This is a genomic window from Streptomyces sp. NBC_01477, assembly GCF_036227245.1.
GTDB lineage: Bacteria > Actinomycetota > Actinomycetes > Streptomycetales > Streptomycetaceae > Actinacidiphila.
On the sequence record NZ_CP109445.1, the window covers coordinates 7,359,979 to 7,381,117 of the forward strand.

Genomic DNA, 21,139 nt, shown 5'->3' on the forward strand with positions numbered 1-21,139 from the left:
TGGGCCATCCGGTGGCGGTCTCGGGGCCGCCGCGATCACATCCTCCGACCCGTCGGGAAGGCCATGCTGAACAAGTACGCGCGTGCGTTCTTCACGCGTGTTCTCACGCCGTTCGCCTCATTTCTCCTGCGCAAGGGGGTCAGTCCCGACACGGTGACCCTGATCGGCACCGCGGGAGTGATGGCAGGTGCGCTGGTCTTCTACCCCAGGGGCGAGTTCTTCTGGGGCACCGTCGTCATCACCCTGTTCGTGTTCTCCGACCTCGTCGACGGCAACATGGCCCGGCAGGCCGGCGTCTCCAGCCGCTGGGGCGCCTTCCTGGACTCCACCCTCGACCGGGTCGCCGACGCGGGCATCTTCGGCGGCCTGGCCATGTGGTACGCGGGCAGGGGCGACAACCTCGCGCTGTGCGCGGTGGCCATCTTCTGCCTGGCCAGCGGCCAGGTCGTGTCGTACACCAAGGCCCGCGGCGAGGCCATCGGCCTGCCCGTCAACGTCAACGGCCTGGTCGAGCGCGCCGAACGGCTGGTCGTCACGCTGGTGCTGTGCGGCTTCTCCGGGCTGCACAAATTCGGCGTGCCCGGCATCCAGTACCTGCTGCCGATCGCGCTGTGGGCGGTCGCCGCGGGCAGCCTGGTCACCCTGATCCAGCGGGTGGTGACCGTGCGCCGGGAGTCCGCGGAGGCGGACGCGGCACTGGCCGACCAGAGGAGCGGCGTGTGAAGGAGCGCCTGATCGACAGCCTGTACGGAGCGGGCTGGGGCGCGGTCAAGACGCTGCCGGAACCCGCGGCCCGCGCACTGGGCCGTACCGTCGCCGACGCGGCCTGGCGGCGGCGCGGCAAGGGGGTGCAGCGGCTGGAGTCCAATCTGGCCCGGGTGGTGCCGGACGCCGACCAGGCGCGGCTGCGCGAGCTGTCCAGGGCCGGCATGCGCTCCTACCTGCGGTACTGGATGGAGTCCTTCCGGCTGCCGGCCTGGAGCAAGGACCGGGTCAGGGCCGGCTTCGAACCCGCCGACGTGCACTACCTGACCGGCGGCCTCGCGGCGGGCAACGGGGTCGTTCTCGCGCTGCCGCACATGGCCAACTGGGACCTGGCGGGCGTCTGGGTCACCACCAAGCTGGAGACGCCCTTCGCCACCGTCGCCGAGCGCCTCAAGCCCGAGTCGCTCTACGACCGCTTCGTCGCCTACCGCGAAGGCCTCGGCATGGAGGTGCTGCCGCACACCGGGGGCAGCGCGTTCGGCACCCTGGCCCGCCGGCTGCGCGACGGCGGCCTGGTCTGCCTGGTCGCCGACCGCGACCTGTCCGCGTCCGGCGTCGAGGTCGACTTCTTCGGCGAGAAGACCCGGATGCCGGCCGGACCCGCGCTGCTCGCCCAGCAGACCGGCGCGCTGCTGCTGCCGGTCACCCTGTGGTACGACGACTCACCCGTGATGCAGGGCCGGGTGCACCCGCCGGTCGCGGTGCCCGACGGCGGGAACCGCGCCGAGCGCACCGCCGTGATGACGCAGGCGCTCGCCGACGTGTACGCCTCCGGGATCGCCGAGCACCCGCAGGACTGGCACATGCTGCAACGGCTCTGGCTGGCCGACCTGGCGCCCCGGGCGGCCGACAGTCCGCCGCCCGCGGCGGCCGACCGCACCGGGACGGGGACAGCGTGAGGATCGGGATCGTCTGCCCGTACTCCTGGGACGTCCCCGGCGGCGTCCAGTTCCACATCAGGGACCTCGCCGAGCACCTGATCGCGCTCGGCCACCACGTCTCCGTACTGGCGCCCGCCGACGACGAGACCCCGCTGCCGCCCTACGTCGTCTCGGCCGGCCGCGCGGTCCCGGTGCCCTACAACGGCTCGGTGGCCCGGCTGAACTTCGGCTTCCTGTCCGCCGCCCGGGTCAGGCGCTGGCTGCACGACGGCGCCTTCGACGTCGTCCACATCCACGAGCCGACCTCCCCCTCGCTCGGGCTGCTCGCCTGCTGGGCCGCGCAGGGGCCGATCGTGGCCACCTTCCACACCTCCAACCCGCGCTCGCGGGCGATGATCGCCGCGTACCCGATCCTGCAGCCCGCGCTGGAGAAGATCAGGGCGCGCATCGCGGTCAGCGAGTACGCCAGGCGCACCCTGGTCGAGCACCTGGGCGGCGACGCGGTCGTCATCCCCAACGGCGTCGACGTCGGCTTCTTCGCCCGCGCCGAGCCGCGCAAGGAGTGGCAGGGCGACACCATCGGCTTCATGGGCCGGATCGACGAGCCCCGCAAGGGCCTGCCGGTGCTGATGCGCGCGCTGCCGGCGATCCTCGCCGAGCGCCCGCGGACCCGGCTGCTGGTCGCCGGTCGCGGCGACGCGGAGGAAGCCGTCGCCTCGCTGCCCGAGCCGATGCGCGGCCGGGTCGAATTCCTCGGCATGGTCAGCGACGAGGACAAGGCGCGGCTGCTGCGCAGCGTCGACCTGTACGTGGCGCCCAACACCGGCGGCGAGTCCTTCGGCATCATCCTGGTCGAGGCGATGTCGGCCGGAGCGCCCGTGCTGGCCAGCGACCTCGACGCCTTCGCGCAGGTGCTCGCGCAGGGCGAGGCGGGCGAGCTGTTCGCCAACGAGGACGCCGGCGCGCTGGCGACCGCCGCCCTGCGGCTGCTCGCCGACCCGGAGCGCCGCACCGCGCTCAGCGACCGGGGCCGCGCGCACGTACGGCGCTTCGACTGGTCGTCGGTCGGCGCGGACATCCTGTCGGTCTACGAGACCGTCGCCGACGGCGCCGCCCATGTCGCCACCGACGAACGCACCAGGCTGCGCGGCTTCTTCGGCCCCGCACGCAGGTAGCCTTGCCGCCCGTGACCACCACCATCATCTGGATCGCGGTGGCGCTCGTCGCCGTCGGCCTGTACCTGAGCTGGACTGCGGGGCGCCTGGACCGGCTGCACGCCCGTATCGACGCGGCCCGCGCCGCCCTGGACGCCCAGCTGCTGCGGCGGGCCTCGGTCGCGCAGGAGCTGGCGACCGCGGGGGTGCTCGACCCGGCGGCGTCCATCGTGCTGTACGAGTCCGCGCACGCCGCCCGGCAGGCCGAGCCCGACCAGCGGGAAGTGGCCGAGAGCGAACTGAGCCAGGCGCTGCGCGCCGTCTTCCCCGACCTGGAGGCGGTCGGCGAGGTGCGCGGGGCGCCCGGCGGGACCGCGGCGATCGGCGAGCTGACCCAGGCGGTGCGCAAGGTGCCGATGGCGCGGCGCTTCCACAACGACGCGGTCCGCGCCGCCCGCGCCGTCCGCGAGCACCGGCTGGTGCGCTGGCTGCGCCTCGCCGGGCACGCGCCCTTCCCGCCGGCCTTCGAGATGGACGACGAGCCGCCTCCGCCGCTGACCACGGAGGGCGCGGGCGCCCAGTGAGCAGTACGCCGACCGGTACGCGCGACGGTGCGGCCGGCGGCTACGGTACGGGTGCCGGCGGGAGCCACCCGCGGCGAATTGGCCCTTTTCCGCCGCCCTCCGTGGCCGGAAGATGGCACTGGCCCTGGTGGTAAGCCGGGGCGACAACCGCCGTTCACCAGCGAGTGAGGTCACCGTGTCCACCACACCGTCCACCGCAAGCAGCCCCGAGACCGGCACCGCGCGCGTCAAGCGCGGCATGGCCGAGCAGCTCAAGGGCGGTGTGATCATGGACGTCGTCACACCCGAGCAGGCCAGGATCGCCGAGGACGCCGGAGCCGTCGCGGTCATGGCGCTGGAGCGGGTGCCCGCCGACATCCGCAAGGACGGCGGTGTGGCCCGGATGTCCGACCCGGACATGATCGACGGCATCATCGCCGCCGTGTCCATCCCGGTGATGGCCAAGTCCAGGATCGGCCACGTGGTCGAGGCCCAGGTGCTCCAGGCGCTGGGCGTGGACTACATCGACGAGTCCGAGGTGCTGACCCCGGCCGACGAGGTCAACCACTCCGACAAGTGGGCCTTCACCACCCCCTTCGTCTGCGGCGCCACCAACCTCGGTGAGGCGCTGCGCCGGATCGCCGAAGGCGCGGCCATGATCCGCTCCAAGGGCGAGGCCGGCACCGGCAACGTGGTGGAGGCGGTCCGCCACCTGCGGCAGATCAAGGGCGAGATCGCCCGCCTCAAGGGCCTGGACAACAACGAGCTGTACGCGGCGGCCAAGGACCTGCGCGCCCCTTACGAGCTGGTCAGGGAGGTCGCCGAGCTGGGCAAGCTGCCCGTCGTGCTGTTCTCGGCCGGCGGTGTCGCCACTCCCGCGGACGCGGCCCTGATGCGTCAGCTCGGTGCCGAGGGCGTCTTTGTCGGCTCCGGCATCTTCAAGTCCGGCGACCCGGCCAAGCGCGCCGCGGCCATAGTCCGCGCCACCACCTTCTTCGACGACCCCAAGGTCATCGCGGACGCCTCCCGCAACCTCGGCGAGGCCATGGTCGGCATCAACATCGACACCCTCCCCGAGTCCGAGCACTACGCCAACCGCGGCTGGTAAGCACCGATGCCCCGTCCCACCATCGGCGTGCTCGCCCTCCAGGGCGACGTACGCGAACACCTCACGGCGCTGGCCGCGGCGGACGCCGCGGCCGGCCCGGTCCGCCGCCCCGAGGAGCTGGCGGGGATCGACGGCCTGGTCATACCGGGCGGCGAGTCCACCACCATCTCCAAACTGGCCGTGCTCTTCGGGGTGATGGAGCCGCTGCGGGCCGCGATCCGCGCCGGCCTGCCGGTCTACGGCAGCTGCGCCGGGCTGATCATGCTCGCCGACAAGATCCTCGACCCCAGGTCGGGCCAGGAGACCTTCGGCGGTATCGACATGATCGTCCGCCGCAACGCCTTCGGGCGGCAGAACGAGTCCTTCGAGGCGGGCGTCGAGGTGGCGGGCGTCGAGGGCGGCCCGGTCGAGGGCGTCTTCATCAGGGCGCCCTGGGTCGAGTCGGTCGGCGCGCAGGCGCAGGTGCTCGCCGAGTACGGCGGCCACATCGTCGCCGTCCGGCAGGGCAGCGCCATGGCCACGTCCTTCCACCCGGAGCTGACCGGCGACCACCGGGTGCATGAACTCTTCGTGGCCGCCGTGCGCGCCGCTGCCTGACCGGATCCCGGTAGGATCGACCGCGCGACGAAGAACAGCAATGGGTGACGCGAAGGAGACTGTCGGATGTCCGGCCACTCTAAATGGGCTACGACGAAGCACAAGAAGGCCGTGATCGATGCCAAGCGCGGCAAGCTCTTCGCGAAGCTGATCAAGAACATCGAGGTCGCGGCCAGGACCGGTGGCGCCGACCCCGACGGCAATCCGACGCTCTTCGACGCCATCCAGAAGGCGAAGAAGAGCTCGGTCCCCAACAAGAACATCGACAGCGCGGTCAAGCGCGGTGCCGGCCTTGAGGCGGGCGGCGCCGACTACCAGACGATCATGTACGAGGGCTACGGCCCCAACGGGGTCGCGGTCCTCATCGAGTGTCTGACCGACAACCGCAACCGCGCCGCCTCCGACGTCCGCGTCGCCATGACCCGCAACGGCGGCTCGATGGCCGACCCCGGCTCGGTGTCGTACCTGTTCAACCGCAAGGGCGTGGTGATCGTCCCCAAGGGCGAGCTGGGCGAGGACGACGTGCTCGGCGCGGTCCTGGACGCCGGCGCCGAGGAGGTCAACGACCTCGGCGAGTCCTTCGAGGTGATCAGCGAGGCCACCGACCTGGTGCCGGTCCGCAAGGCCCTCCAGGAAGCGGGCATCGACTACGACTCGGCGGACGCCAACTTCCTGCCCACCATGCAGGTGGAGCTGGACGAGGACGGCGCCCGCAAGATCTTCAAGCTGATCGACGCGCTGGAGGACAGCGACGACGTGCAGAACGTCTTCGCCAACTTCGACGTCTCCGACGAGGTCATGGAGAAGGTCGACGCCTGACGGTCGGTCAACTCGCCGTACGAGGGCGGGCCGGCGGGACATCCCCCGTCGCGCCCGCCCTCGTTGTCGGTGCGACCGGCTAATCTCCAGGTGAGACCGGACGGCAGTGCGGGAGCGGTGCGAGCGGAGGGGGAGCGGTGCGGGTGCTCGGCGTGGACCCGGGTCTGACCCGGTGCGGTATCGGCGTGGTGGACGGCACCGCCGGCCGCCCGCTGACGATGGCCGGCGTCGGCGTCGTGCGGACCCCGGCCGACGCGCCGATCGGCGACCGGCTGGTGCTGATCGAGCAGGGCATCGAGGCCTGGCTCGACGAGCACCGGCCCGAGGTGGTCGCCGTGGAGCGGGTCTTCAGCCAGCACAATGTGCGCACCGTGATGGGCACCGCACAGGCCAGCGCCGTCGCCATCCTGTGCGCCGCCCGCCGCGGACTGCCGGTCCACCTGCACACCCCCAGCGAGGTCAAGGCCGCCGTCACCGGCAGCGGCCGGGCCGACAAGGCGCAGGTCGGCGCCATGGTCACCCGGCTGCTGCGGCTGGACGCGCCGCCCAAGCCCGCGGACGCCGCCGACGCCCTGGCGCTGGCCATCTGCCACATCTGGCGCGGCCCGGCCACCGACCGGCTGCGGCAGGCCGTCGCCGCGCAGTCCGCCGCGGGCCGCGCCGCCGCAGCCGTGGCCGCGGCCCGTACCGCGCCTTCCGCCGCCACCGCGGCCCGGACCACCGCCGCCCGGGCCGCCCGCACCGCCGCCGCAAGCAACCGGGAGTCCGCCACGTGATCGCCTTCGTCAGCGGCCAGGTCGCCGCACTCGCCCCCGACACCGCCGTCATCGAGGTCGGCGGCATCGGCATGGCCGTGCAGTGCGCGCCGAACACCCTGGCCGCGCTGCGGATCGGCCGGCCCGCCCGGCTGGCCACCTCGCTGGTGGTCAGGGAGGACTCGCTCACCCTCTACGGCTTCTCCGACGACGACGAGCGGCAGGTCTTCGAGCTGCTGCAGACCGTGAGCGGGGTCGGCCCCCGGCTCGCCCAGACGATGCTGGCCGTGCACGCGCCCGACGCGCTGCGGACCGCGGTCGCCGCGGGCGACGAGAAGGCGCTGACCGCGGTGCCCGGTATCGGCAAGAAGGGCGCGCAGCGGCTGCTGCTGGAATTGAAGGACCGGCTCGGCGCACCGCTGGGCACCGGCGGCGGCGCGGCCGGCACCCCGGCCGCCGCGTCCTGGCGCGAACAGCTGCACGCGGCGCTGCTGGGCCTGGGCTATGCCACCCGGGAGGCGGACGAGGCCGTCGCCGCCGTCACCCCGCAGGCCGAGGCGGCGGCCGAGCCGAATGTCGGCGCCCTGCTGCGCAGCGCCCTGCAGTCGCTCAACCGCACCCGCTGACCCCGGCCGCCGCCACGGCCCGAGCCGCCACCGACCGCCACCGCTGACCCGAGAGACCATCCATGAACTGGGACGACGCCGCAGAAGCCGCACCCGACCGCCTGGTCGGCGGCGCGGCGGACAGCGAGGACCAGGCCGTCGAGGCCGCGCTGCGGCCCAAGGACCTCGGCGAATTCGTCGGCCAGGAGAGGGTCCGCGAGCAGCTCGGCCTGGTCCTGGAGGCCGCCCGCAAGCGCGGCGGCACCGCCGACCACGTCCTGCTCTCCGGCGCACCGGGCCTGGGCAAGACGACCCTGTCGATGATCATCGCGGCCGAGATGGGCGCCCCCATCAGGATCACCTCGGGCCCCGCCATCCAGCACGCGGGCGACCTGGCCGCGATCCTGTCCTCGCTCGCCGAGGGCGAGGTGCTCTTCCTCGACGAGATCCACCGGATGTCCCGCCCGGCCGAGGAAATGCTGTACATGGCCATGGAGGACTTCCGGGTCGACGTGATCGTCGGCAAGGGCCCGGGCGCCACCGCGATCCCGCTGGAGCTGCCGCCCTTCACCCTGGTCGGCGCCACCACCAGGGCGGGACTGCTGCCGCCGCCGCTGCGGGACCGCTTCGGCTTCACCGGGCACATGGAGTTCTACGCCCCGGCCGAACTGGAAAGAGTGATTCATCGCTCGGCCGGCCTGCTGGATGTGCAGATCGACACAGCGGGCGCCGCCGAGATCGCCGGCCGCTCCCGCGGCACCCCGCGGATCGCCAACCGGCTGCTGCGCAGGGTCCGGGACTATGCGCAGGTCAGGGCGGACGGGCTGGTCACCAGGGAGACCGCGGCCAAGGCCCTTGAGGTCTACGAGGTCGACGCCCGCGGCCTGGACCGGCTGGACCGCGCGGTGCTGCACGCCCTGCTGAAGCTTTTCGGCGGCGGCCCCGTCGGCCTGTCCACGCTCGCCGTCGCGGTCGGCGAGGAGCGTGAGACCGTGGAAGAGGTAGCCGAGCCCTTCCTGGTACGGGAGGGGCTGCTGGCCCGCACTCCGCGGGGCAGGGTGGCCACCGGCGCGGCATGGACGCACCTGGGCCTCGTACCCCCGCAGCACGCCGGGGGAGCGGGGGCGGGGGCGGGACCGGGACAGACCGGGCTGTTCGGTTCGTGACACCGGCGTACTCGTCGGTTCAGGAACCTGAGTGCCATGCTTGGCGTTGTTCCAGCGGCGAAGCAGCGCTTAGACTCCGCCGACGCCCTTCCTCCGGATCGGCACTCATATCCCGAAACCCAGGCCAGTCCCGCTGGCCGTGCGAAGGAACGTCCAGACCGTGAATCCCCTGATCTTCATCTTCATCATCCTCATCGGCGGCATGCTGCTCATGACCAGGTCGGCCAAGAACAAGCAGCGCCAGGCCCTGGAGATGCGCAACAAGATGGAGCCGGGCTCCGGCATCCGCACCATCGGCGGCATGTACGCCGTGGTGAAGGAGGTCAACGAGGAGACGGTCCTGCTGGAACTCACGGACGGCGTGCACGCGCACTTCACCAAGGGCGCCATCTCCGCCGTGCTCAGCGAGGACGAGTTCAACCGGATCGTGCACGGCATCGAGCCGGAGGACCCCGAGCACGAGGACGGCACGGACGCCGGGTCCGCGGACGACGCGGCCGAGGCGCACGAGAACGCCGACGCGGTCACCGGGGAGACCGCGGCGACGGGCGAAGGTCACGCACAGGACTCGGGTGAGGACCGTGTGGAGCTGAAGAAGACCGAGGACGAGCCGGGGCTGGGCGGCTCCGACTCCACCAAGTAAGGGTCCGGTTCGCGCAACACTCGTCACCACCCGTGAGCGCGCAGGCTCCGGTGCGTAGGACAGGGAGAAACAAGAAGGTGGCAGCAGCCAAGAAGGGCCGCAGGTCGTCCTCGGGGAGTCAGGGCTACCCCGAGCGCGCGCTGGCCGTGATCCTCATCGCCCTGGTGGCGATGACCGGAGGCATCTTTCTCTCCGGCGACACCACACCCCGGTTGGGCATCGACCTGGCGGGCGGCACCAGCATCACGCTGACCGCCAAGCCCAACCAGGGCAGTGCGGTGAACAAGGCCAACATGAACACCGCGGTGAGCATCATCGGCAACCGTGTCAACGGTCTTGGCGTCTCCGAGGCGGAGGTGCAGACCGAGGGATCGAAGAACATCATCGTCAACATCCCGAAGGGCACCGACGCCAAGCAGGCCGAGGACCAGGTCGGCACCACGGCCCAGCTGTACTTCCGCCAGGTGCTCGCGGTCGCCAGCGGTGTCCCGGCGCCGGCCACCCCGGCCCCGTCCGGCAGCGCCACTCCCTCGCCGTCGTCCTCCGCCGGCAGCACCGCGACCCCGAAGGCGAGCGGCTCCCCCTCGGCCAGCGCCGGCTCCCAGGGCCGCGCCGTCACCGGCGCGCTGACCTCCGGTGTGAACAAGGCGCCCACCCCGCTGCCCACCAGCCCGCCGGCCACCGACCCGGGGACCACCGACCCGGGCACCGCCACCGGCAGCGGCGACCTGTCGGTCCCGGCCGACCTCCAGGCGAAGTTCACCGCCCTCGACTGCTCCGACGCCAAGCAGCGGCAGGCGGTCACCGAGGGCGCCAAGCCGACCCAGAAGGTCGTCGCCTGCGGTGAGGAGGGCGGCCAGTGGTCCAAGTACGTGCTCGGCGCGTCCCTCATCGACGGCAAGCGCATCTCCGGCGCCAACGCCGCCTTCGACACCCAGCAGGGCAACGGCTGGGTGGTGAACCTGACCTTCGACTCCAAGGGGGCCAGCCAGTTCACCTCCGTCACGGGCGACCTGTCCAAGCAGACCGACCCGAACAACCGCTTCGCCATCGACCTGGACGGCGAGGTCAAGTCGGCCCCCTCGGTCGCCCAGGCACTGCCCGGCGGCAGCGCCCAGATCTCCGGCTCGTTCAAGCAGAACGACGCCGAGGACCTGGCCAACGTGCTCAAGTACGGCTCGCTGCCGCTGGCCTTCGAGCCCTCCGACATCACCACGGTCTCGGCCGCCCTCGGCGGTGAGCAGCTGCGCGGCGGCCTGATCGCCGGCGCCGTCGGCCTGGCGCTCGTCGTGCTCTACATGTTCGCCTACTACCGCGGCCTGAGCTTCGTGGCGATCCTGAGCCTCCTGACGTCGGCCGCGCTCACGTACACGATCATGTGCCTGCTCGGCCGTGCCATCGGCTTCGCGCTGAACCTGCCGGCGGTCGCCGGTGCGATCGTGGCCATCGGTATCACCGCCGACTCCTTCATCGTGTTCTTCGAACGCATAAGGGACGAGTTGCGCGAGGGCCGGTCGCTCCAGCCGGCCGTCGCCCGCGGCTGGCCGCGTGCCCGGCGCACCATCCTGGTGTCGGACTTCGTGTCCTTCCTGGCCGCCGCCGTCCTCTACGTCGTGACCGTCGGCAAGGTCCGAGGCTTCGCCTTCACCCTCGGCCTGACCACGCTGCTCGACGTCGCCGTGGTGTTCTTGTTCACCAAGCCGCTGATGACGATCCTCGCCCGCCGCGCGTTCTTCGCCGACGGCCACCGGTGGTCCGGCCTGGACCCGAAGAGCCTCGGGGTCAAGGCGCCGCTGCGCCGGGTCCGCCGCACCCACAGCTCCGAGACGAAGGAAGCCTGATGTCCAAGATCAGCACTCTCGGTCACCGGCTGCACAGGGGCGAGGTCAGCTACGACTTCGTGGGCAAGCGCCGGCTCTGGTACGGCGTGTCCATCCTGATCACGGTCGCCGCGGTCGTCGGACTCGTGGTGAACGGCCTCAAGCTGGGCATCGAGTTCTCCGGCGGCGCGGTCTTCACCACGCCCAAGACGTCGATCTCGTCGTCCCAGGCGCAGGACAGGATCGCCGGCGACACCGCGGGCCACCACGCCACGATCCAGAAGCTGGGCAACGGCGGCCTGCGCATCCAGGTCAGCGACATCTCGACGGCGACCTCCAAGGACGTCCAGCAGAAGATCGGCGAGGACCTCAAGATCACCCCGTCGAAGATCGACGCGGAGATCGTCGGCCCGAGCTGGGGCAAGGAGATCTCCCGCAAGGCCCTCCAGGGTCTGATCATCTTCCTGGTCCTGGTGGTGATCTACCTGGCCATCGCCTTCGAGTGGCGGATGGCCGCGGCCGCGCTCGTCGCGCTGCTGCACGACATCACCATCACCACCGGGGTCTACGCGATCGTCGGCTTCGAGGTCACCCCAGGTACGGTGATCGGCCTGCTCACCATCCTCGGTTACTCCCTGTACGACACCGTCGTCGTCTTCGACGGCCTCAAGGAAGCCACCAGGGGCATCACCAAGCAGAACCAGCGCACCTACAGCGAGGCCGCCAACCGCAGCCTCAACGGCACCCTGGTGCGGTCGATCAACACCACCGTCGTGGCGCTGCTGCCGGTCGCCGCGCTGCTGTTCATCGGCGGCGGCCTGCTCGGCGCCGGCGTGCTCAACGACATCGCGCTCGCGCTGTTCGTCGGCCTCACCGCCGGCGCGTACTCCTCGATCTTCATCGCGACCCCGATCGTGGCGGACCTCAAGGAGCGCGAGCCGCAGATGCGCGCGCTGCACAAGCGGGTGCTGGCCAAGCGCGCGTCCGACGCGCAGAAGGCCAAGGAGGCCGAGGCCCGCGGCGAGGACCCGCGCGACCTCGACGAGTACGACGACGAGGCCGACGACCCGGAGGGCGACGACGAGGAGGCCACCGCGTCCGCGGCGGCCGGCGTGGTCGCCCCCCGCTCGCAGGGCGCCCCGCGCAGCCCGCGCACCCCGTCGGGCAGCCGCGGCACCCGCGGCCGCAACCGCCCCTCGGGCAAGCGGCGCTGATCCGCGGGAAAGACGCAGGAACGGTACGCACAGGCCGCCCGGGTCCGCACGACCGGGCGGCCTTCGCGTGCCGTGCGGGTGACAATGCCGGGGGAGACATCCATCAGGAAGCCGAGGAAGACAAGCGCGATGACCACCACGGAGACCGCGTCCGCCGAGCTGCGCGAACTGCTGCTCGCCCACATCAGGGACGTACCGGACTACCCGGAGCCCGGCGTGATGTTCAAGGACATCACGCCCCTGCTGGCCGACCCGGTGGCCTTCGGCGCCCTGGTCGACGCGCTGGCCGCGCTGTGCACCGAGCGCGGCGCCACCAAGGTCGTCGGTCTCGAAGCGCGCGGCTTCATCCTGGCCGCACCTGCCGCCGTCCGCGCGGGCCTGGGCTTCGTCCCGGTGCGCAAGGCAGGCAAGCTGCCGGGCGAGACCCACGGGCAGGCGTACCAGCTGGAGTACGGCACCGCCGAGATCGAGGTGCACACCGACGCCTTCGCGCCCGGCGACCGGGTGCTGCTGATCGACGACGTGCTGGCCACCGGCGGCACCGCGCAGGCCAGCCTGGAACTGGTCCGCCGCACCGGCGCCACCGTCGTCGGCGTGGCGGTCCTGCTGGAGCTGGCCTTCCTCGGCGGCCGGCAGCGGCTGCTCCCGGCCCTGGGCGACGCCCCGCTGGACGCGCTGGTCACGATCTGACACCGCACGCCCCGGCGCCCCCGCAGGGCCGCCACGCGCCCGTACAGTGCCGTACGGGCCGCCGCGGCCCCGCGCAGGGGCTGCCGGGGGCGTCCGGCGGCGGCCGGGGGCTCCGCCCGCCCGGGTGTCGGCCCAGGTCGTTACCATGGGTGTTCTACCCCGCGTGAGGAGTGCACTTGCCAGACCAGGCCCAGCCACTCGACGCAGCGGGCGGTACCGAACCGGCCGCACGCGGCACGGACGCGCCCGCGCAGGACGCCGCCGAGCAGGACGCGCCGCAGGGCGCCGCGCCCGGCGTCCGGCCGGTGCGGACCCCGGGCAGCGTCGCGCCGACCCGGCCCGGTGCGTCCTCCAGCCGGGTCCGCGCCCGGCTGGCCAGGCTCGGCGTGCAGCGCTCCAGCCCGTACAACCCGGTGCTCGAACCGCTGCTGCGGGTCGTCAGGGGCAACGACCCCAAGGGCGACAGCGCACAGCTGCGGCAGATCGAGAGCGCCTACCAGGTCGCCGAGCGCTGGCACCGCGGCCAGAAGCGCAAGAGCGGCGACCCGTACATCACCCACCCGCTGGCCGTCACCACCATCCTGGCCGAGCTGGGGATGGACCCCGCCACCCTGATGGCCGGGCTGCTGCACGACACCGTCGAGGACACCGAGTACGGCCTCGACCAGCTGCGCAGGGACTTCGGCGACCAGGTCGCGCTGCTGGTGGACGGTGTCACCAAGCTCGACAAGGTCAAGTTCGGCGAGGCCGCGCAGGCCGAGACGGTCCGCAAGATGGTCGTCGCCATGGCCAAGGACCCGCGGGTCCTGGTCATCAAGCTCGCCGACCGGTTGCACAACATGCGCACGATGCGCTACCTCAAGCGGGACAAGCAGGAGAAGAAGGCCCGCGAGACCCTGGAGATCTACGCCCCGCTGGCCCACCGGCTGGGCATGAACACCATCAAGTGGGAGCTGGAGGACCTGGCCTTCGCCATCCTCTACCCCAAGATGTACGACGAGATCGTCCGGCTGGTCGCCGAGCGCGCCCCCAAGCGGGACGAGTATCTGGCCGTCGTCACCGACCAGGTCCAGCAGGACCTGCGGGCCGCCAGGATCAAGGCCACCGTCACCGGCCGCCCCAAGCACTACTACAGCGTCTACCAGAAGATGATCGTCCGCGGCCGGGACTTCGCGGAGATCTACGACCTGGTCGGCATCCGGGTGCTGGTCGACACGGTCAGGGACTGCTACGCGGCACTCGGCACGATCCACGCGCGATGGAATCCGGTCCCCGGCCGGTTCAAGGACTACATCGCGATGCCGAAGTTCAACATGTACCAGTCGCTGCACACCACGGTCATCGGCCCCAGCGGCAAGCCCGTGGAATTGCAGATCCGCACCTTCGACATGCACCGGCGCGCCGAGTACGGCATCGCCGCGCACTGGAAGTACAAGCAGGAGGCCGTCGCCGGGGCCTCCAAGGTGCGCACCGACAGCCCGCGCTCCGACAAGAAGGACGACGCGGTCAACGACATGGCGTGGCTGCGCCAGCTGCTGGACTGGCAGAAGGAGACCGAGGACCCGGGCGAATTCCTGGAGTCGCTGCGCTTCGACCTGTCGCAGAGCGAGGTCTTCGTCTTCACGCCCAAGGGCGACGTCATAGCGCTGCCGGCCGGCGCCACCCCGGTCGACTTCGCCTACGCGGTGCACACCGAGGTCGGCCACCGCACGATAGGCGCCCGGGTCAACGGCCGGCTCGTACCGCTGGAGTCCACCCTGGACAACGGCGACCTGGTCGAGGTCTTCACCTCCAAGGCGGCCGGCGCCGGGCCGTCCCGCGACTGGCTCGGCTTCGTCAAGTCGCCGCGGGCGCGCAACAAGATCCGCGCCTGGTTCTCCAAGGAGCGCCGCGAGGAGGCCGTCGAGCACGGCAAGGACGCCATCGCGCGCGCCATGCGCAAGCAGAACCTGCCGATCCAGCGGGTGCTGACCGGCGACTCGCTGGTCACCCTGGCGCACGAGATGCGCTACCCCGACATCTCCGCGCTGTACGCGGCGATCGGCGAGGGCCACATCACCGCGCAGTCCGTGGTGCAGAAACTGGTGGACGCGCTCGGCGGCGAGGAGGGCGCGACCGAGGACGTCGAGGAGATCACCGCCCCGACACCGGGCCGCAGCAAGCGCCGGGCCAATGCCGACCCGGGGGTCGTGGTCAAGGGCGCCAGCGATGTGTGGGTCAAGCTCTCCCGCTGCTGCACCCCGGTCCCCGGCGACCCCATCATCGGCTTCGTCACCCGGGGCAACGGCGTGTCGGTGCACCGGGCCGACTGCGTCAACGTCGACTCGCTGTCCCAGCAGCCCGAGCGGATCATCGACGTGGAGTGGGCGCCCACCCAGTCCTCGGTCTTCCTGGTCGCCATCCAGGTCGAGGCCCTTGACCGCTCCCGGCTGCTGTCGGACGTCACCCGGGTCCTGTCCGACCAGCACGTCAACATCCTGTCCGCAGCCGTCCAGACCTCCCGCGACCGGGTCGCCACCTCCCGCTTCACCTTCGAGATGGGCGACCCCAAGCACCTGGGCCATGTCCTCAAGGCCGTCCGGGGCGTCGAGGGCGTCTACGACGTCTACCGGGTCACCTCGGGCCGCCAGCGCTGAGCCGCCGCCCGCAGACGGCGGACGGCAGCCGCGACCGGCACCCGCCGAACGGCGGTCGCCGGCCGTACACGGCGAAAGGCCTCGGCACGCAGCAGCGTGCCGAGGCCTTTCGCTTACGCGGGTCTAGCCGCCGAATTCCTGCAGACCCTTGAGCGCCTGGTCCAGCAGCGCCTGGCGGCCCTCAAGCTCGGCCGCGAGCTTGTCGGCCCTGGCGGTGTTGCCCGCGGAGCGCGCCGCGTCGACCTGGTCGCGCAGCTTGTCCACGGCCGCCTGGAGCTGGCCGGTCAGCCCCGCGGCCCTGGCCCGGACCTCCGGGTTGGTGCGCCGCCACTCGGCCTCCTCGGAGTCCGCCAGCGCCCGCTCCACCGTGTGCATCCGGCCCTCGATGCGCGGCCGGGAGTCCCGCGGCACATGGCCGATGGCCTCCCAGCGCTCGTTGATGGTGCGGAAGGCGGCCCGCGCCGCCTTCAGGTCGGTCACCGGCAGCAGCTTCTCGGCCTCCACGACCAACTGCTCCTTGGCCGCGAGGTTGTCCCGCTGCTCACCGTCCCGCTCGGCGAACGCCTCGGCGCGGGCGGCGAAGAAGACGTCCTGGGCGCCGCGGAAGCGGTTCCACAGGTCGTCCTCGGCCTCGCGCTGTGCGCGCCCCGCCGCCTTCCAGTCCGTCATCAGCTCCCGGTAGCGGGCCGCGGTCGGCCCCCAGTCCGTGGAGCCCGACAGCGCCTGCGCCTCGGTGACCAGCTTCTCCTTGGTCCGCCTGGCCTCCTCGCGCTGCGCGTCGAGCGAGGCGAAGTGCGCCTTGCGGCGCTTGGAGAACACCGAACGGGCATGGCTGAAACGGTGCCACAGCTCGTCGTCGGCCTTGCGGTCGAGCCGCGGCAGGCCCTTCCAGGTGTCCACCAGCGCCCGCAGCCGCTCACCCGCGGTGCGCCACTGCTCGCTCTCGGCCAACTGCTCGGCCTCGGTGACCAGTTGCTCCTTGGCGGCCTTGGCCTCCTCGCCCTGCTTGGCCTTGGCCGCCCGGCGCTCCTCGCGCCGCGAGTCCACCAGGGCGACCAGCGCGTCCAGCCGGACGCCGAGCGCCGCGAGGTCGCCCACCGCGTGCGCCTCGGTCACCGAGGTCCGCAGGTGCTCGATCGCGGCCAGCGCGTCCTTCGGCGCGAGGTCGGTGGTCCGCACCCGCCGTTCCAGGAGGCCGATCTCCACGACGAGACCCTCGTACTTGCGCTCGAAGTAGGCGAGCGCCTCCGCGGGGGAGCCCGCCTGCCACGAACCGACCTCCTTCTCCCCGTCGGCCGTACGCACGTACACGGTCCCCGTCTCATCGACGCGGCCCCACGGGTCGCTGCTCACAGCGCCTCCTCCACGTGATGCCCTGCCGGCTGGCGGCTGACGGGCATCTTCCACAGTGTCTCTCCGGCCGGGCTGTGCGCACTGACCGGTCCAACGCCAACATAGGCGACCATCGCCCCGGCTGTCCGCATCCGATGCGGGGGGATTCAGGATTTGCTGACGGTCGCCTTGTTGATCACGGCGGTGGCGTTCGGTGCGCCGTCGCCCTGGCCGCCGCTGTTGTCACCCGCGGCGGCGATCTTGTCCAGCGCCTTGAGGCCGTCGGCGCTCATCGTGCCGAACGGAGTGTAGTTGGGCTGCAGCGGACTGTCCTTGTAGACCAGGAAGAACTGGCTGCCGCCGGTGTTCGGGCCGCTGTTGGCCATCGCGACGGTGCCCGCCGGGTAGACGACGGTGCCGCTGGTGGCGTCCGCCTTGCCGAAGGCCGTCAGGTTCTCGTCCGGGATCGTGTAGCCGGGGCCGCCGCTGCCCTTCGCGGTCGGGTCGCCGCACTGGAGCACGTAAATGCCGTTGGTGGTCAGCCGGTGGCAGCGCGTGTGGTCGAAGAAACCTTTGTCCGCGAGGAACTTGAACGAGTTCACCGTCGCGGGCGCCTTCGCCGCGTCCAGCGCGATCGGGATGTCGCCGCAGGTCGTCTTGAGCGTGAAGGTGTACTTCGCGCTCTTGTCGATCGCCATCGCGGGCGCTTTCTTCCACGTCGCCGTACCGGGGTTGCCCGCCTCGGGCTTCGCGCACGGGTCGGGCACCTTGGTCGGCGCGGCCGTCCCCGAGGGCGTGGCGCTGGGGGTGGCGCCCGCCGCGTCGTCCTTCTTCTTCGAGCTGCCGTCGAAGGCGCCGGCCGCCCACGCGGTGCCGCCCGCGGCGACCACCACCGCGATCACCGCGGCGATCACCGCGTTGCGGCGGCGCGACTTGCGGTGGTGATCCACCCGGCGCGCCTGCTGCCGCTCGAACTTCTCCCGGGCGAGCTGCCGCCGCCGCTGATCCTTGGTGACCACTTCGCCGTCTCCCGGTCGCTCGTGTCGTCTGCCGTGTGATGCGTCTGGTGCGGGGGTGTTGTCCTTCGCCCCGTGGCGTATTGTGCCGCAGGCCGTGTGAGCTGTGCGTTTACTGTGTGTCAGCGGTTGTGTGCCGCGGACACGGGTGTGTGCGCAGATCTTCGCGTCCTGCGGCGGGTCCAGTCCAGTCCGCAAACACGCCGATGCGCGCCCGATACGTGTTCGCGACCGCGATGTGCCCGCCGGTAGGCTCGTGAACTGCCGGGACCGCCGACGGACGACAGAAGGACGAACGTGCTCATTGCCGGGTTCCCCGCCGGGGCCTGGGGGACCAATTGTTATGTGGTCGCCCCCGCCGCGGGCGAGGAGTGCGTGATCATCGACCCGGGCCACCTCGCGACCCAAGGTGTCGAGGACACGCTCGCCAAGTACCGCCTCAAGCCGGTCGCCGTCATCCTCAGCCACGGCCACATCGACCATGTCGCCTCGGTGGTCCCGGTGTGCGGCGCGCACGACGTGCCCGCCTGGATCCACCCGGCGGACCGCTACATGTTCGGCGACCCGGAGAAGGCGCTCGGCCGCAGCATCGGCCAGCCGCTGCTGGGCGAACTGACCATCGGCGAACCCGGCGATCTGCGGGAACTGAGCGACGGCAGCAGCCTCACGCTCGCCGGCCTGGAGTTCGGCGTCGCGCACGCGCCCGGCCACACCAAGGGGTCGGTGACCTTCCGGCTGCCCGAGGCCGCGGACATCCCGTCCGTGCTGTTCTCCGGCGACCTGCTGTTCGCCGGCTCCGTCGGACGCACCGACATGCCCGGCGGCTCCCTGACCGAGCTGTACGCGTCGCTGGTCCGCGTGTGCCTGCCGCTCGACGACTCCACCGTGGTGCTGTCGGGCCACGGCCCGCAGACCACCATCGGCCGCGAGCGCGCCACCAACCCCTACCTGGGCGAAGCGGCCCGCGGTCCGGCGGACCCGCCCCCGGCGGCTCCACGACGAGGCCTGTGACCGACACCGTCCGGCCGCCGGGCCCGGGCCCGGCGTCAACGTGCCGCCGCGCCTCCCGGTCGGCGATCGTCTGTACGAGCCGTGCGCGGCCCAGCACGCTCGGCCACGCGGGCAGTCGGCCGCAGCCCGAGGTGGCGCACGGCCGGAGCGCGGCGGCCGTCAAGGACAGGCCGGCGTAAACCGCTCGTCCGTGTATCACAGGCGGCGCACGCTTATTCCCTCCTGACCGCCCTGGTGCACAATGAGGGGTGCCCGCCCCCACGGACCTAGAGATCGGCCATCATGACGACTTCCGCCCTGGACGAGACGCGAACGGACGGCGAGAGCGAACCACGCACGGCCGACGGCATCGCAGCGGGCAAGCCCTTCACATGGCTCCTGCTGATCAGCGGCGTTCTGGGTCTTGTCGCCTCCTTCGTCATCACCGATGACAAGTTCAAGCTGCTGCAGGCGAAAGTCGAGGGCCGGACGTACACCCCGGGGTGCAGTCTGAACCCGATCATCTCGTGCGGCAGCGTGATGGAGAGCTCGCAGGCCCACGTCTTCGGCTTCCAGAACCCGATCATCGGCCTGGCGGCCTTCCCGGTGCTGATGACCCTGGCCATGGGCATGTTCGCCGGCGCCCGCTACAAGCCGTGGTTCTGGTACGGCCTGCAGGCCGGCGGCCTGTTCGGTGTGTGCTTCATCTCCTGGCTCCAGTACCAGACGATCTACAACATCAACGCGATCTGCCTGTGGTGCTGCCTGGCCTGGATCGTCACCATCGCCACGTTCTGGTACACGGCGGTGCACAACATCAAGCACGGCCTGATCAAGGTCCCGGCCAAGGCCCGCGCCCTGGTGCTGGAATTCCACTGGGTCGTGCCGGTGCTCTGGTACGGCGTGATCGCGATGCTGATCCTGGTGCACTTCTGGTACTACTGGAAGACCGTCATCTGACGCCCCGCGGTGACCGCTCCCGCCGGCGGGAGACGCGACTGTCCGACCGGTGACCTACGCTGCAAGGCGTGGAGCCAGATCTTTTCACCGCCGCCGCAGAGGAACGCCGGGAGCGCGACCCCGGGGCCAGCCCCCTCGCCGTACGCATGCGCCCGCGCGTCCTGGACGAGGTCGTCGGGCAGCAGCACCTGCTGCGGCCCGGATCGCCGCTGCGGCGGCTGGTGGGGGAGAGCGGCGGCGGCCCCGCCGGTCCCTCGTCGGTGATCCTGTGGGGCCCGCCCGGCACCGGCAAGACGACACTGGCGTACGTGGTCAGCAAGGCCACCAACAAGCGCTTCGTGGAGCTGTCCGCGATCACCGCGGGCGTCAAGGAAGTCCGTACGGTCATCGAGAGCGCCAAGCGCCAGTCCGGCGGCTTCCAGCGCGAGACCGTGCTCTTCCTCGACGAGATCCACCGCTTCAGCAAGGCGCAGCAGGACTCGCTGCTGCCCGCGGTGGAGAACCGCTGGGTCACCCTGATCGCGGCCACCACCGAGAACCCGTACTTCTCGGTGATCTCCCCGCTGCTGTCCCGCTCCCTGCTGCTGACCCTCGAACCGCTCACCGACGACGACCTGCGCGGGGTGCTGCACCGCGCGCTGAGCGCCGAGCAGGGCCTCGCGGGCGCGGTGAGCCTGCCGCAGGACGCCGAGGAGCACCTGCTGCGGATCGCCGGCGGCGACGCCCGCCGCGCGCTGACCGCGCTGGAGGCGGGCGCGGGCTCGGCGCTGGCCAAGGACGAGGACACCATCACGCTGGCCACCCTGGAGGAGGCCGTCGACCGGGCCGCGGTCACCTACGACCGGGACGGCGACCAGCACTACGACGTGGCCAGCGCCCTGATCAAGTCCATCCGCGGCTCCGACGTGGACGCGGCGCTGCACTATCTGGCCCGGATGATCGACGCGGGCGAGGACCCCCGCTTCATCGCCCGCCGGCTGATGATCTCGGCCAGCGAGGACATCGGGCTCGCCGACCCCACCGCCCTGCCGACCGCGGTCGCCGCGGCCCAGGCGGTGGCGATGATCGGCTTCCCCGAGGCGTCGCTGACCCTCTCGCACGTCACGATCGCCCTGGCGCTGGCCCCGAAGTCCAATGCCGCGACCACCGCCATCGGCGCCGCGCTCGCCGACGTACGCGCCGGCAAGGCGGGACCGGTGCCGGCGCATCTGCGCGACGGGCACTACAAGGGCGCGGCCAAGCTCGGCCACGCCCAGGGGTACGTCTATCCGCACGACGTGCCCGGCGCGGTCGCCGCCCAGCAGTATCTTCCGCAGGAGCTGGCCGGCCGCCGCTACTACGAACCGACCCGTTACGGCGCCGAGGGGCGGTACGCCGACGTCCTGGAGTGGGTGCGCGAGCGGCTGGCCGGCACGGGCGAATAGC

The 21,139-nt window shown here is 71.7% G+C and carries 20 protein-coding genes; 18 read left to right on the plus strand and 2 right to left on the minus strand.

Annotated elements, in window-relative coordinates; translation table 11 throughout:
- Positions 1-63: 63 nt before the first annotated feature.
- From pgsA to OHA86_RS31450, 15 genes are all read left to right on the plus strand, one after another.
- A complete protein-coding gene (gene pgsA / locus OHA86_RS31380; protein WP_329180696.1) occupies positions 64-723 on the plus strand; it encodes a phosphatidylinositol phosphate synthase in 660 nt (219 codons plus the stop codon).
- Positions 720-1,664: a phosphatidylinositol mannoside acyltransferase gene (locus OHA86_RS31385; protein WP_329180698.1), complete on the plus strand. Its 945-nt coding sequence runs from the start codon at positions 720-722 to the stop codon at positions 1,662-1,664. Before pgsA ends, OHA86_RS31385 begins: the two co-directional genes overlap by 4 nt.
- Positions 1,661-2,821 carry a glycosyltransferase family 4 protein gene (locus tag OHA86_RS31390; protein ID WP_329180700.1) on the plus strand — a complete coding sequence of 387 codons (1,161 nt, stop codon included), beginning with the start codon at positions 1,661-1,663 and terminating at the stop codon, positions 2,819-2,821. Before OHA86_RS31385 ends, OHA86_RS31390 begins: the two co-directional genes overlap by 4 nt.
- A 2-nt stretch (positions 2,822-2,823) precedes the next feature.
- Positions 2,824-3,384: a hypothetical protein gene (locus tag OHA86_RS31395; RefSeq protein WP_329180702.1), complete on the plus strand. Its 561-nt coding sequence runs from the start codon at positions 2,824-2,826 to the stop codon at positions 3,382-3,384.
- Between the two features lie 175 nt (positions 3,385-3,559).
- A complete protein-coding gene (gene pdxS / locus OHA86_RS31400) occupies positions 3,560-4,471 on the plus strand; it encodes a pyridoxal 5'-phosphate synthase lyase subunit PdxS (RefSeq protein WP_329180703.1) in 912 nt (303 codons plus the stop codon).
- A 6-nt stretch (positions 4,472-4,477) separates the two neighbouring features.
- Positions 4,478-5,068 (plus strand): pyridoxal 5'-phosphate synthase glutaminase subunit PdxT, encoded by a 591-nt coding sequence (pdxT, locus tag OHA86_RS31405; protein WP_329180705.1) that lies wholly within the window; start codon positions 4,478-4,480, stop codon positions 5,066-5,068.
- A gap of 66 nt (positions 5,069-5,134) precedes the next feature.
- Positions 5,135-5,887, plus strand: a complete 753-nt coding sequence (locus tag OHA86_RS31410; protein WP_205047428.1) for a YebC/PmpR family DNA-binding transcriptional regulator — start codon at positions 5,135-5,137, stop codon at positions 5,885-5,887.
- Positions 5,888-6,024: 137 nt separating this feature from the next.
- On the plus strand, positions 6,025-6,663 hold the full coding sequence (ruvC, locus tag OHA86_RS31415; protein WP_329180710.1) for a crossover junction endodeoxyribonuclease RuvC: 639 nt from the start codon (positions 6,025-6,027) through the stop codon (positions 6,661-6,663).
- Complete coding sequence (ruvA, locus tag OHA86_RS31420) at positions 6,660-7,268, plus strand: Holliday junction branch migration protein RuvA (RefSeq protein WP_329180712.1); 609 nt, start codon at positions 6,660-6,662, stop codon at positions 7,266-7,268. The genes ruvC and ruvA overlap by 4 nt, the downstream gene beginning before the upstream one ends.
- 62 nt (positions 7,269-7,330) lie before the next feature.
- A complete protein-coding gene (gene ruvB / locus OHA86_RS31425; RefSeq protein WP_329180713.1) occupies positions 7,331-8,413 on the plus strand; it encodes a Holliday junction branch migration DNA helicase RuvB in 1,083 nt (360 codons plus the stop codon).
- A gap of 160 nt (positions 8,414-8,573) precedes the next feature.
- Positions 8,574-9,056: a preprotein translocase subunit YajC gene (gene yajC, locus OHA86_RS31430; protein WP_329180715.1), complete on the plus strand. Its 483-nt coding sequence runs from the start codon at positions 8,574-8,576 to the stop codon at positions 9,054-9,056.
- Positions 9,057-9,133: 77 nt separating this feature from the next.
- On the plus strand, positions 9,134-10,897 hold the full coding sequence (gene secD / locus OHA86_RS31435) for a protein translocase subunit SecD (protein ID WP_329180718.1): 1,764 nt from the start codon (positions 9,134-9,136) through the stop codon (positions 10,895-10,897).
- Entirely contained in the window at positions 10,897-12,090 is a 1,194-nt protein-coding gene (gene secF, locus OHA86_RS31440) for a protein translocase subunit SecF (protein ID WP_329180719.1), read from the plus strand. Before secD ends, secF begins: the two co-directional genes overlap by 1 nt.
- A 129-nt stretch (positions 12,091-12,219) precedes the next feature.
- Entirely contained in the window at positions 12,220-12,780 is a 561-nt protein-coding gene (locus OHA86_RS31445; RefSeq protein ID WP_329180720.1) for an adenine phosphoribosyltransferase, read from the plus strand.
- Between the two features lie 305 nt (positions 12,781-13,085).
- The gene (locus OHA86_RS31450) at positions 13,086-15,416 is read left to right on the plus strand and encodes a RelA/SpoT family protein (protein WP_329182628.1); all 2,331 of its coding nucleotides are present in this window, start codon (positions 13,086-13,088) and stop codon (positions 15,414-15,416) included.
- 123 nt (positions 15,417-15,539) lie between these two features.
- Here OHA86_RS31450 and OHA86_RS31455 read toward each other — a convergent pair whose 3' ends face one another.
- Both OHA86_RS31455 and OHA86_RS31460 read right to left on the minus strand, forming a co-directional pair.
- Positions 15,540-16,769: a DUF349 domain-containing protein gene (locus tag OHA86_RS31455; protein ID WP_329180722.1), complete on the minus strand. Its 1,230-nt coding sequence runs from the start codon at positions 16,767-16,769 to the stop codon at positions 15,540-15,542.
- A gap of 146 nt (positions 16,770-16,915) precedes the next feature.
- Positions 16,916-17,767 carry a peptidylprolyl isomerase gene (locus tag OHA86_RS31460; protein WP_329180724.1) on the minus strand — a complete coding sequence of 284 codons (852 nt, stop codon included), beginning with the start codon at positions 17,765-17,767 and terminating at the stop codon, positions 16,916-16,918.
- A 294-nt stretch (positions 17,768-18,061) separates the two neighbouring features.
- Here OHA86_RS31460 and OHA86_RS31465 point away from each other — a divergent pair, with 294 nt between their 5' ends.
- The 3 genes from OHA86_RS31465 (at position 18,062) to OHA86_RS31475 (ending at position 21,138) form a co-directional block, all read left to right on the plus strand.
- Positions 18,062-18,775, plus strand: a complete 714-nt coding sequence (locus OHA86_RS31465) for an MBL fold metallo-hydrolase (protein ID WP_329180726.1) — start codon at positions 18,062-18,064, stop codon at positions 18,773-18,775.
- A gap of 282 nt (positions 18,776-19,057) precedes the next feature.
- On the plus strand, positions 19,058-19,714 hold the full coding sequence (locus OHA86_RS31470) for a vitamin K epoxide reductase family protein (RefSeq protein ID WP_329180728.1): 657 nt from the start codon (positions 19,058-19,060) through the stop codon (positions 19,712-19,714).
- Positions 19,715-19,782: 68 nt separating this feature from the next.
- Positions 19,783-21,138, plus strand: a complete 1,356-nt coding sequence (locus OHA86_RS31475; RefSeq protein WP_329180730.1) for a replication-associated recombination protein A — start codon at positions 19,783-19,785, stop codon at positions 21,136-21,138.
- Position 21,139: the final 1 nt, after the last annotated feature.